Origin of the sequence: Nonomuraea sp. NPDC050663 (assembly GCF_044456985.1) — a bacterium.
GTDB lineage: Bacteria > Actinomycetota > Actinomycetes > Streptosporangiales > Streptosporangiaceae > Nonomuraea.
Map to the genome: position 1 here is coordinate 82,786 of NZ_JBITGL010000013.1, position 12,368 is coordinate 95,153.

At 70.9% G+C, this 12,368-nt stretch carries 8 protein-coding genes; 3 read left to right on the forward strand and 5 right to left on the reverse strand.

Translation table 11 applies throughout. The annotated features are described in order from the left end of the window. Positions 1–6: 6 nt before the first annotated feature. Positions 7–2,454 carry a leucine--tRNA ligase gene (gene leuS / locus ACIBH1_RS33420; protein WP_397317980.1) on the reverse strand — a complete coding sequence of 816 codons (2,448 nt, stop codon included), beginning with the start codon at positions 2,452–2,454 and terminating at the stop codon, positions 7–9. A 556-nt stretch (positions 2,455–3,010) separates the two neighbouring features. Between leuS and ACIBH1_RS33425 the strand changes: the two genes are divergently transcribed. Continuing rightward, entirely contained in the window at positions 3,011–5,116 is a 2,106-nt protein-coding gene (locus ACIBH1_RS33425) for a hypothetical protein (protein ID WP_397317981.1), read from the forward strand. Between the two features lie 10 nt (positions 5,117–5,126). Here ACIBH1_RS33425 and ACIBH1_RS33430 read toward each other — a convergent pair whose 3' ends face one another. Then, a complete protein-coding gene (locus ACIBH1_RS33430; protein WP_397317982.1) occupies positions 5,127–6,350 on the reverse strand; it encodes a cytochrome P450 in 1,224 nt (407 codons plus the stop codon). Positions 6,351–6,552: 202 nt separating this feature from the next. On the opposite strand from ACIBH1_RS33430, the gene ACIBH1_RS33435 reads away from it, so the two are divergent. Continuing rightward, a complete protein-coding gene (locus ACIBH1_RS33435; protein ID WP_397317983.1) occupies positions 6,553–7,518 on the forward strand; it encodes a TRM11 family SAM-dependent methyltransferase in 966 nt (321 codons plus the stop codon). Here the strand turns inward: ACIBH1_RS33435 and ACIBH1_RS33440 are convergent. Beyond that, positions 7,464–8,294: an alpha/beta fold hydrolase gene (locus tag ACIBH1_RS33440; protein WP_397317984.1), complete on the reverse strand. Its 831-nt coding sequence runs from the start codon at positions 8,292–8,294 to the stop codon at positions 7,464–7,466. The two genes, ACIBH1_RS33435 and ACIBH1_RS33440, sit on opposite strands and share 55 nt — an antisense overlap. An 82-nt stretch (positions 8,295–8,376) precedes the next feature. Between ACIBH1_RS33440 and ACIBH1_RS33445 the strand changes: the two genes are divergently transcribed. Beyond that, positions 8,377–9,630, forward strand: a complete 1,254-nt coding sequence (locus ACIBH1_RS33445; RefSeq protein WP_397317985.1) for an MFS transporter — start codon at positions 8,377–8,379, stop codon at positions 9,628–9,630. Here ACIBH1_RS33445 and ACIBH1_RS33450 read toward each other — a convergent pair. Beyond that, positions 9,596–10,822, reverse strand: a complete 1,227-nt coding sequence (locus tag ACIBH1_RS33450; protein ID WP_397317986.1) for a cytochrome P450 — start codon at positions 10,820–10,822, stop codon at positions 9,596–9,598. The two genes, ACIBH1_RS33445 and ACIBH1_RS33450, sit on opposite strands and share 35 nt — an antisense overlap. After that, entirely contained in the window at positions 10,822–12,363 is a 1,542-nt protein-coding gene (locus ACIBH1_RS33455) for a GMC family oxidoreductase (RefSeq protein WP_397317987.1), read from the reverse strand. Before ACIBH1_RS33455 ends, ACIBH1_RS33450 begins: the two co-directional genes overlap by 1 nt. Positions 12,364–12,368 lie beyond the last annotated feature (5 nt).

Genomic DNA, 12,368 nt, shown 5'->3' on the forward strand with positions numbered 1-12,368 from the left:
AGAACCTCAGGGAACGATGTTGACCAGCTTCGGCGCGCGCACGATGACCTTGCGCGGCTCGCCGTTCAGGAACGGCTTGACCCGCTCGGAGTCCATCGCCAGCGCCAGCAGGTCGCCCTCGGAGATCTCGGGCGAGACCTCCAGGCGGTCGCGGACCTTGCCCGCGACCTGGACCACGCACGTCACCGAATCCTGCACCAGCAGCGCGGGGTCGGCGGCGGGCCAGTTGCCGATGGCGACGGAGCCGGTGCGGCCCAGCCGCTCCCAGCCCTCCTCGGCGGTGTACGGCGCAGCCAGCGACAGCATGATCGCCAGCGTCTCGGCGGCCTCGCGCACGGCCGGGTCGGCGCTCTTGCCCGCGTCGATGGCCTTGCGGGCGGCGCTGGTCAGCTCCATCATGCGGGCCACGGCGACGTTGAACTTGTGCGCCTCGACCAGCTTGGTGACCTCGTCGATCGTGCGGTGCGTGACGCGCCGCAGCTCCAGGTCACCCTCGGCGAAGGAGACACCGGGCTCGCTGGTGACGTCGGTGAAGACGCGGAAGGCACGGGCCAGGTACTTCTGCGAGGCGTGCGGCGAGACGTCGGCCCAGTCGATGTCGTCCTCGGGCGGGCCGGCGAACACCATGGTCAGGCGGACGGCGTCGACGCCGAACGCGTCGATCTGCTGGCCCAGGTCGACGCCGTTGCCCAGCGACTTCGACATGGCCTTGCCCTGGTTGATGACCTGGCCCTGGTTCATCAGCCGCTCGAACGGCTCGACGAAGTCGACCATGCCCATGTCGTGCAGGACCTTGGTGAAGAAGCGGGAGTACATCAGGTGCAGCACGGCGTGCTCGACGCCGCCGACGTACTGGTCGATCGGGCCCCACTTGCGGACCTGCTCGACGTCGAACGGGCCGTCGTTGTAGCCGGGCGAGCAGTAGCGCAGGAAGTACCACGAGGAGTCGACGAAGGTGTCCATCGTGTCGGTGTCGCGCTGGGCGGCGCCGCCGCACTTCGGGCACTCGACGTTGACCCAGTCGGTCGCGCTGGCCAGCGGGGAGACGCCCTTCGGCGCCAGCGCCTCGCCGCGCAGGTCGGGCAGGGTGACGGGCAGCTGGTCGTCGGGGACCGGGACCTCGCCGCAGTCGGCGCAGTGGATGATCGGGATCGGGGTGCCCCAGAACCGCTGGCGCGACAGCAGCCAGTCGCGCAGGCGGAAGTTGACGGTGCCGGTGCCGCGGCCGTCGGTCTCCAGGATCTCGATGATCCTGCTGATGGCCTCGATCTTGGTCAGGCCGTCCAGGGGGCCGGAGTTGACCAGCTGGCCCTCGCCGGGGGTGGCGACTCCGGTCTCGCCCGGGTCGGCCAGGCCGGTGTGCACGACGGTCTTCACCGGCAGGCCGAACTTCAGTGCGAAGTCCAGGTCACGCTGGTCGTGGGCGGGCACCGCCATGATCGCGCCGTGGCCGTAGTCGGCCAGCACGTAGTCGGCGGCCCAGACCGGGATGCGCTCGCCGTTGACCGGGTTGATCGCGTAGCGGCCCAGGAAGACGCCGGTCTTCTCCTTGTCGGTCGCCAGGCGCTCGATGTCGCTCAGCTTGGCGGCCTCGCGCCGGTAGGTCTCGAAGGCCTCGCGCTGGGAGGGGTCGCAGATCTCGTCGGCCAGGGCGGCGTCGACGGCGACGACGAAGAAGGTCGCGCCGAACAGGGTGTCGGGGCGGGTGGTGAAGACCGTCACCGGCTCGTCGCGGCCGTCGATGACGAACTGCACGTCGGCGCCCTCGGAGCGGCCGATCCAGTTGCGCTGCATCGTCAGCACGCGCTCGGGCCAGCCGCCCTCCAGCTGCGCCATGTCGTCCAGCAGGCGCTGGGCGTAGTCAGTGATCTTGAAGTACCACTGGGTCAGCTCGCGGCGCACGACGTCGGCGCCGCACCGCTCGCACCTGCCCGCGACGACCTGCTCGTTGGCCAGCACCGTCTGGTCGTTGGGGCACCAGTTGACCAGGCCGCCCTTGCGGTAGGCCAGGCCGCGCTCGAAGAAGCGGACGAACAGCCACTGGTTCCACTTGAAGTAGTCGGCGTCGCTGGTGTGCAGGCGGCGCGACCAGTCGAAGGCGACGGCGTAGCGCTTGAAGGAGTGGGCCTGCGTCTCGATGTTGGCGTAGGTCCACTCGCCCGGGTGGGCGTTGCGCTTGATCGCGGCGTTCTCGGCGGGCAGGCCGAAGGAGTCCCACCCGATCGGGTGCAGGACGTTGTAGCCCTTCTGGAACCAGTAGCGGGCGACCACGTCTCCCAGCGCGAAGACCTCGCCGTGACCCATGTGGAGGTCGCCCGACGGGTAGGGGAACATGTCCAGCATGTAGCGGCGCTCGCGCGGGTCGGACTCGCCCTCCTCGGCGCGGAAGGGGTCCGTCTGCTCCCAGATGGGCAGCCACTTTTCCTGCAGTGCCTGCGGGTCGTACTCACTCACGGCGGTCTATTCCTTCGGTTGACTGGTGCCCTGGGTGTCCCCACAAGAAAACCCCCCGTTGGAGCAACGAGGGGCAGCCGCGACGGCGGAGGACTTCCTAAGGCCGTCGCGGCCCACTAAGAAGCAGGGTCGCGGTGCGCATACATCAAGCCTAGCGCACCTCTTCCAGTGAATACCGGAACTCGATCGAGAGCGACCGGCACAATGGGGTCATCGGGTTCCGTGAGACCTGATGGTGATGTATCCGTTGTGACCTCTTCTGTCCCTTTAGATTACTCTCGTCGCCGTGACCCAGCCGTATGACCCCGGAGCGTCGGAGGCCGACCTGCCCCTGCAGGATCCGCCAACCGACCCCTCTGGCCTGCGGGTTCACGATATTTTCCCCCGTTTTGCCGCGGATGCCGGGGTTTCGCATGAGATCATGACCAACGCGGCATTGCCGGACGAATACTCGGGAGGTACGGCAGCGATGGCGGTGGACAAATCCGACGGGGGCCACCTCCCACCGGCCTGGCCGGAACTCCCCCCTCAGGATGTGCCCCTTTCGTGGCCCGAGGTGCCCTCACGCACCTCCGGCCCGCGAGGCGGCAGACAGGAGCCCGACCCGGCCGGCGGCCAGGAGTCGTGGGCGGAGATGACCATGCAGCAGGACGCGGTGCCGCTGTCCTGGCCCGAGGTCTCGCGCCAGGACCCGACCGTGTGGTCGTCGACGCCGGGCGCGGGCGAGCAGCCGGGAGGGTCGTGGACGACGACCCCGGCGGTCGACCAGCCCGCCCCGTGGACCCCCGCTCCGGCTGCCGACGCCTCGTGGACCCCCGCTCCGGCTGCCGACGCTCCGTGGAACTCGGCGCCGGACGCCGCCGCCCCCTGGGCCTCGGCTCCGGGAGGCTCGGCCCTGGACGGCCCGGCCTTCGGTGGCTCGCCGCCCGCGGGGGCCGACCAGCAGGCGCCGTGGGCCTCGGCTCCGGCCGACCAGGGCGCGCCGTGGGCGGCCGCTCCGGGTGACCAGGCTGCTCCGTGGGCCACCGGTGCGGCCTCGCCGTCGCCCACGCCCTCTCCCGATCAGGGCGCTCCGTGGGCGTCCGCTCCCTCGGCGCCCGGCTCGTGGCCGCCCGCCGACCCGCCCAAGCAGGACCCGGTGCCCGCCTGGGCGGAGCCGCCCCGGCCCGCCGACAACGCCGAGGCCGCGTGGGCGAACCTGTCCACGCCCGCGCCGTGGCCCCGCAAGGACGCCCCGTCCACACCGTGGCCGCCGCAGGGCGACGCCCAGACCCCTTGGCCGCCGCAGGGAGACGCCCAGTCCGCCCCGTGGCCGCCCCAAGGCGACGCCCAGGCCCCATGGCCGCCTCAGAGCAACACCCGCGACGCCCAGACCCCTTGGCCGCCTCAGGGCGACACCCAGGCCCCCTGGCCGCCCCAGGGTGGTGACGTGCAGTCCCCGCCCTGGCAGGGCGACGCGCCCCAGGCGGCCCGCCTCCCCCAGCACGACGCCCAGTGGCCGCCCCAGGCCCCGAACCCGTCGACCCCCTGGACGCCCCAGCACGACGCCGCCCCGCTCCACCAGGACCCCGAGCGCACGGTCGCCGCCTCCTCGCTCGACCAGCACGGCGTCGCGGCTCCGCCGTACCACCAGAGCCCCCCGCAAGGCGACCCGCTGGAGCGCACGATCACCCAGAGCGGCCCCCTGGGCCAGCTCCAGGCCCCGGCCGGCGGCCCCATGGAGCAGACCGTCACCCACGGCCACCTCCCGACGCCGGTCCCCGACCACGCGCGGCCGGGCTCGGACCTGGGCAGGGACCCGTCCGACCCCGACAAGCCGTTCGTCACCGCGGGCCAGATCAGCGGCTCCCGCACCCCTCCGCCCGAGCGGCAGCAGGAGTTGTGGGACGCCGTCTTCGCCGGCGGCGAGGACTACCACGAGTCGCTCGACGACGAGCCCGGCAAGCCGATCTGGATCTACGCCCTGTCGGGTTCGGTCGCCGTCGGCCTGGTCGCCGCCCTGCTGTGGGCCTTCCTCGCAGGCCCGCTGGCGAGCGAGACGCCGTCGGCGGCGGTGGCGGCCAACACGCCCAAGCCGTCGAAGAGCGCCCCCGCGGCGGGCAAGGGCAACACCACGACGCCGCGCCTGCCGACGTATCCGGGCGCGAAGTCCCCGGTGCTCGGCGTGGTGACCGACGCCGCCGCCGGCCTGACCGTGCCGCAGCTGGGCGGCAAGTGGCTGCTCGACCAGCGCGCCGTGGTGCCCTCGACGTACGGCTACACGACGAGGCAGTACGTCCAGACGGGCAACGACGCGACCGGCAAACCGGTCTTCGCGCAGATCCTGACCGGTCTCCTGCCCGCCAAGCTGTCGGCCGCCTACACCGCTCCCGACGACCTGGAGCCGGTGATCAAGCGGGTCGTCCTCGACGCCCGCAAGCGCTTCTTCCCGCAGCCGAACACGGTGCGCACCATCGCCAGGCAGAAGCTGAGGGTGGGCGGCCAGCTGATCGGCTACGAGCTCACCGCGGGCGAGTTCAAGGCGACGATCGTCGCCGCGGCCATTCCGGCCGGCGGCGACCTGCCCTCGATCGTCTACATGGCCGTGCCGGGCGACGCTGAGACGCTGATGCCCGACATCAACCGTATCTACAACAACATCAAGCTCACGGCGGCCGGCTGACCGCACCCGGTCAGAACGTGCACTCCATGTGCTTGATGCCGTTGATGAAGCTGGAATGCAGCCGGTCCGGCTTGCCGCCCTCGATCTGCGGCAGCCGGGTCAGCAGCTCGCGGAACATGACGGTGATCTCCCTGCGGGCCAGGTGGGCCCCCAGGCAGAAGTGCGGCCCCGGGCCCCCGAACCCGACGTGGGGGTTGGGGTCGCGGGTGATGTCGAACGCCAGGGAGTCGGCGAAGACGCTCTCGTCGCGGTTGGCCGACCAGTAGAAGAGCACCACCTTCTCCCCCGCCCGGTACAGGTTGCCGTTCATCTCGCAGTCGCGGGTGACCTTGCGGCGCATGTAGTTGACCGGGGCGGCCAGGCGGACGATCTCCTCGACGGCGCCCGGCAGGTAGCGGTCGAGGTCCGTCAGGAGCAGCGCGCGCTGTTCGGGGTATCGCGTGAGCAGGCGCAGGCCGTACGAGATGGCGTTGCGGGTGGTCTCGTTGCCGGCGACGACGAGCAGGATGAAGAACGACCCGAGCTCCTGCGGGGTGAGCTGCTCGCCGTCGATGTTGGCGCTGGTGAGCGAGGCGATGAGGCCGGGCGGCGGGTCGGCGGCGAGTTCCTGGACGAGTTGCTGCAGCTCCAGGCCGGCGTTGAGCAGGTTGGCCGCGACGTTGTCGAGGTCGGTGTACTCCGGGTCGAAGCCGCCGAGGATGATGTTGGAGCGCTCGAAGATGAAGCCGTAGTGCTGCTCGGGGATGCCCATCATGTCGCAGATGATCTTCAGGGGCAGCCGGGCGGCGACCTGGGTGACGAAGTCGACCCCGGGTCCCGCGGCGATCAGGTCGTCGACGATGCGGGTGGCGGCCAGGGCCACGTCGTCCTCGAACTGCTTGATCATGCGCGGGGTGAAGGCCCGGGAGACGATGCGGCGCAGCCGGGCGTGGCGGGGGTCGTCCATGTTGATCATGGAGCCGAAGTACTCGGTGAACTCCGCCGGCATGTCGGGGATGTTGGTCGCGCCGCCGTCGCCCGAGCAGAACAGCTCGGGATGGCGGCTGGCTTCCAGGATGTCCGCGTGCCGTACCAGGGCGTGGTAGCCGGGCCCGCGCGGGGCGAAGGAGATCTCCATCTCCTCGAAGAATGCGGGTTTGTCCAGCTCGCGCAGGCGGCGGAAGGCTTCTTCCCTGTCGTCCATGGGCAGCGCCCAGAACTCCGCGGCGGAGAGATCGAAGTCGATCACGCTCATACGAACAGGATTCTAGAACGGCCCCCGTAAGTCCAGACTTACGAAAAGGGCGAGCGAAAACCGGTGGACGGCGTCGTTACCGTGGACCCCATGACGTTCTTCTTCCGACGCTAGGCGACCGCCGGCGAGCCGAGGCCGAGCCCGTTGCCGGCGATGCGGGAGGGCTATCTGCCCTCCCGGGTCGCAGCGTGGGAGAAAACACGTGTTCCTACTGGCCCGGACCATCCGGGGGCTGGAAGATCTGGCGTGCGCGGAGATCGGCTCCCCGATCGCCAGGGTGCGTCACAGGGAGATCTGGTTCGAGGCGGCCCGGCCGCCCGAGCTGCGCATCGCCGACGACCTGTTCGAGATCGCGGCGGTCGTGCGCGGCGTCGGACCGCACAAGACGGCGCTGACCCGCCTCGGCGAGGCCGCCGCGCCGTTCAGGAGCGGCGGCGCCGTCGACGTCACCGCCTCGTTCCTGGGCAGGCGCACCTACAACCGTTACGACATCGAGGACGCCGTGGGCACGCGGCTCTCGCCCGCCTACCACTCCAGGCGGTCAGGACACCGGCCGCCGCCGGGCACCACGTCCTGGCGGGTGACGATCGAGGGCGACGAGGCGGTCATCGCGCGCCGCCTCGGCGAGCGCCCGCTGCACCGCCGGCCGTACAAGACCGGGTCCGTGCCCGGCTCGCTGCACCCGCCGGTCGCGGCGGCGATGGCGCTGGTGGCCGGGCCGCGCGGCGTCGTGCTCGACCCGTGCTGCGGGGCCGGCACGCTGCTCATCGAGGCGCACGCGCTCCGGCCCCGGGCCCGCTACCTCGGCCTGGACCTGCGCAAGGAGTCGATCGCGGCGGCCAGGTCCAACGCGCCGTCGCTCACCTGGCTGGCCGCCGACGCCGGACGGCTGCCGGTCGCCACCGGCGGCGTCGACCGGGTGCTGGTCAACCCGCCGTGGGACCGGCAGGTGACCGGCGAGGGCATGATCGCCGGGCTGTGGCGCGAGCTGGCCAGGGTGCTCGCGCCAGGCGGCAGGATCGTGGCGCTGCTGCACGAGCCGTTCCGCGAGAGGTACGGCCTGCGCGTCGTCAGGGCGCTGCCGCTCAGCCTGGCCGGCAGTCACCCGGCGATCTACGAGATCCAGCCGAGCACGAGCTCGTTGACCTCGCGGGGCCGTTCGAGGTGAAGGAAGTGACCCGCGTCGGGCACCAGCTCGACGCGGGAACCCTCCGGCAGGCTCATGTCCTTGGTCAGCTCGGCGCCCATGCAGCCGTCACGCTCGCCGTGCAGGTAGAGCAGCGGCGCCGTGGGACCCGCGTCCGCGGCCGTCTGCTCGGCCGTGAAACGGCCCGTGGGCGGCTCGGTGCCGAGCTTGGCGCGGTAGTACTCCAGCGCGGCCTTGAGGTTGGCGGGCTCACCCAGGCTCCGCCTGACGAACTCCAGGTCGCCCGTGGCGTCGTAGCCGGGCGACCAGTCGGCCCAGATGCCCGGCAGGAAGTCGGGCTGACTCGCGGCGATCTCGGCGAGCCCGGTCTGGAAGAGGAAGACGTAGAAGGAGCGCTTCAGCTGGGCGTAGCTGAAGAATCCGGGCACCAGGGCGGCGGGCGGCGGAGCGGCCATGGCCACCGAGCGCCTGAAGCGGTCCGCCGCGCCGTACACGGCCAGCGCGCCCCAGTCGTGCCCGATCAGGACCGCGTCGGAGCCGCCCCCGAGCTCCTCGTGCAGCGCGTGCACGTCGGCCACCAGCGCGCCCACCTCGAAACCGACGGGCACCTCGGTCGGCGCGTAGCCCCGCATGAACGGCGCCACCGCCCGATATCCCCGCGCGGCCAGCTCTGGCATGAGATGCCGCCAGGTGTGCGCGGTGTCCGGAAAGCCGTGCAAGCAGAGCGCGAGCGGTCCGTCGCCTAACGAGAGGTAGGCGAACTCCACTCCGTTCGCGTGCACTGTCCTGATCTCCATAGCGCCGAAACCTAGCATCAGGCGTGTCCTACGCCTACAAATGAGGCTTATGCGACGGGGATGGGTTCTCGCTTTATCCTGCTTGACCATCGTCCTGGTGGTCGTGGACCTCACGGCAGTGACCATCGCACTGCCCGACATCCGGCGTGATCTCGACGCCAGCCTGGAACAGATCCAATGGGTCGTCGACGCCTACGCCCTCACACTCGCGGTCGCGCTGCTGCCCGCGGGCATCCTGGCCGACAGGTACGGCAGGCGCAGACTGCTGGCGGCCGGGGTGACGGTGTTCACCCTCGCCTCGCTCGGCTGCGCGCTGTCGACCTCCGCGCTCATGCTCGACCTCTTCCGCGGCCTGCAGGGACTGGGGGCCTCCGCACTGTACGGCACCACGACGCCGCTCATCGGCGCCGTCTACCCCGACGGCCCGGAACGTGGCAGGGCACTGGGGATCTTCAGCGCCGTCTCCGGCCTGGCCATGACACTCGGGCCGGTCGTGGGCGGGGTGCTGACCACGCTGTTCGACTGGCGCGCCATCTTCCTGATCAACCTGCCGATCGGCGTCTTCGTGCTCATCACGCTGCGCGCCAGGGTGCCGGAGTCGCTCGGCTCCGGCCGGATCAACCCGCTCGGCACGCTCCTGCTCGCCGCCGGGCTCTTCGCGATCGTGCCCGCGCTCATCCACGGCCTGTGGTGGCTGCTGGCCATCGGGCTGGCGGCGCTGGCCGGATTCGCCTGGCTCGACCGCGACACCGTGCGCCTGTTCGCCTCCCGCACCTTCGCCGTCGGCACGGCCAGCACCTTTCTCATCATGGCCGCCCTCCTCGGCGCGGCCACCTACCTCGCCCTCTACGTCCAGGGACCGCTGCACGCCAGCGCCATGGAGGCGGGGCTGCGGTTCCTGACCTTCAGCGCCGCCGCCGTCATCGGGCCCATCGCGATCGGCCGGGTGCTGCACCGGTGGCCGATGTGGCTGCTGATCGCCACCGGACCGGCGCTGATCGCGGTCGCGCTGCTGGTGATGGCGATACCGGCGGGCTGGACGTCGATCATGCCGGGACTGGTCCTGTCGGGGCTCGGGCTGGGCGCGGGCAACGTCGTGGCCAACCAGGTCGGCCTCCTCGCCCCACCCGACCGGCTGGGGCTGGCCACGGGGGTGGTCAACACGGCCAAACAGGTGGGCACGGCGTTCGGGGTGGCGCTGCTGGCGCTGCCGTACGGCACGTCGATCACGCTCGCCCTGATGGTGGCAGCAGGACTGTCACTCGCCGGCGCCCTGCTGCCGGTGGCCTTGCGGGCCGGGATCACCACTCGTAGCGCAGGTGCTTCACCCCGTTGATGAAGTTCGACAGCAGGAAATCCGGTTCCCCCACCGACCGGATGTCCGGCATGCGGGTGAGCAGTTCCCTGAACATCACCGTCATCTCCCGGCGGGCCAAATGCGCGCCCAGGCAGTAGTGCGGGCCTGGGCCGCCGAATCCCACGTGCGGGTTGGGGTCGCGGGTGATGTCGAAGACGTCGGGGTCCTTGAAGACGCTCTCGTCCCGGTTGGCCGAGTTGTAGAACAGCAGGACCTTGTCGCCCTTCTTGTAGATGCCGTGGTCCTGGGTGAGCGTGCGCCGGAACTGGATCACCGGGGTGGCGTAGCGCACGATCTCCTCGCACGCTCGCCCGATGTGCTTGTCGAAGTCGTCGGCGAGCAGTTGCCGCTGCTCCGGGTGGTCGGTGAGGAGCTTGAGCCCGTAGGCGATGGCGTTGCGGGTGGTCTCGCTCCCGGCCACGACGAGCAGGATGAAGAACGAGCCGAGCTCCTGCGGCGTGAGGGATTCCTCGCCGTTGACGAGGAGCGAGACCAGGTCGCCGGTGGGCTCCTTGCGGCGCTGGGCGCCGAGCCTGGCGGCCATGCGGTTGAGGGAGTGGCCCGCGTGCAGGAGCTTCACCAGGCCCCGGCCGACGTTGAGGCGGCTGAAGTCGGGGTCGATCCCGGTGTACTCCTTGTCGGCGTTGCCGAGGATGACGTTCGTGCGGCGCAGCACGGTTTCGTGGTAGCGGGCGGGGATGCCCATCATGTCGCAGATCACCCGCACCGGCAGCCGGGCGGCGACCTGCTGGACGAAGTCGCCGGGTCCGGCGCGCAGCGCCTCGTCGACGATCTCGGAGGCGGCCAGTGCCAGGTCCTCCTCCATCTTCGACAGGACGCGGGGCGTGAAGGCGCGCGAGACGATGCGGCGGAGCCTGGCGTGCCGCGGATCGTCCATGTTGATCATCGAGCCGAAGTAGACGGCCAGCCACCTGGGCATGTCGGGGATGCTGTTGGAGCACGGCTCGCTGCTGAAGATGCCGGCGTTGCGGCTGGCCTCGGTGACGTCCGCGTGCCGTACGAGCGCGTAGTAGCCCGGCCCGCCCCCGATGAAGGGCACGTGGTTCTCCCGCACGAACACGGGCCGGTCGAGCCGGCGCATCTCGCGGAAGGCCGCCATGCGCTCGTGCTGCGGCAGCCCCCAGAACGGGATCTCGGAGATGTCGGGCATCAGGATCCCTTCACCAGGTCCGCGCCCTTCTCACCGATCATGATGGCGGGCGCGTGGGTGTGCCCGCGGTTGAGGGTCGGCATGATCGAGGCGTCGATGACCCGCAGCCCTTCCAGCCCGCGCACCTTCAGCTCGGGGTCGACGACGGCGTCGGGGTCGGTGCCCATGCGGCAGGTGCCGACGGGGTGGTAGAGCGTCTCGCCCTTCTCCCGCACCCACTGCGCGAGTTCGGCGTCGCTCTCGGGACCCCAGTAGGGCTCGTACGGCTCGCCGGCGTAGGGCTGCATGGCCGTGGTGGCCATCACCTGCTTGGCGACCTTGAGCCCGGCGACGAGCCGCTGCACGTCGGCGGGGCTGCTGAGGTAGGCAGGGTCGATCGCCGCCTCGCGCCCGGCCAGCGAGACGCGTCCGCGGCTCTCGGGCTGGAGCAGGACGACGCCGACGGTCATGCCGTGGGAGTGCGGCTTGTCGAGGCCGTGGTTGACGAACGGGCCAGGCGCGAAGATCAGCTCGATGTCGGGCGCGGGCTCGGCGGGCGTCGTGCGGATGAACGCGACGGCCTCGCCCACGTTGGTCGTGAAGGGCCCGGTGCGCATCACGATGTAGCGCAGCAGGTTGACGAGGGAGTCGGCGAAGGCGATCGAGACCGGCGCGCGGCTGGTGAGTGTGACGCCGCTGGCCAGGTGGTCCTGCAGGTTGCGCCCGACCTCCGGACGGTCGAGGAGCACCTCGACGCCTTCCTCGCGCAGTTCGTCGGCGGAGCCGACGCCGCTGCGCAGCAGGAGGTGGGGCGAGCCGATGGCTCCGGCCGCCAGCAGCACCTCGCGCCTGGCCCTGATCTGGGCGCCTCCGCCGTGTTCGATGCCGACGGCCCTGGTGCCCTCGAAGACGACGCGCTCGACGGTGGTGTCGGTGACGATCGTCAGGTTGGGCCGCTTGAGCGCGGGACGCAGGTAGGCGTCGGCGGCGCTCCAGCGCCTGCCGCGGTTCTGGGTGACGGGCGTCTGGCAGTAGCCCTCGTTCGAGGGTTCGTTCAGCTCGGCCAGGCGCGTGAAGCCCATCTCCTCGCAGGCGCGCAGGAACGCCCCGGTCATGACGTTGGGGCTGCGCTGCTCGGAGATGTAGAGCGGGCCTGCTTCGCCGTAGACCCCGCCCTGGTTGCTGCCGACGCGGCGCTCGGCCTTCTGGAAGTACGGCAGGACCTCGTCGTAGCCCCAGCCGGGGATGTCCCACTGGTCGTAGTCGAGGCGGTGGCCGCGTACCCACATCTGGGCGTTCAGCGAGGAGGAGCCGCCCAGGGTGCGCCCGCGCGGCCAGTACAGCTCGCGGCCCTCCATCTCGGCCTGCTTGGCGGTGGTGAAGTTCCAGTCGTAGGGCGTCTTGAAGAGCTTGGGGAAGCCCGCCGGGATGCGTATCTCCAGCTTGTCGTCCTGGCCGCCGGCCTCGACCAGCGCCACCGAGACATCCGGATCGGCGGATAGCCTGTTGGCCAGGACGCACCCCGCCGAGCCCGCTCCGACGATCACGTAGTCGTAGTCCATGACTT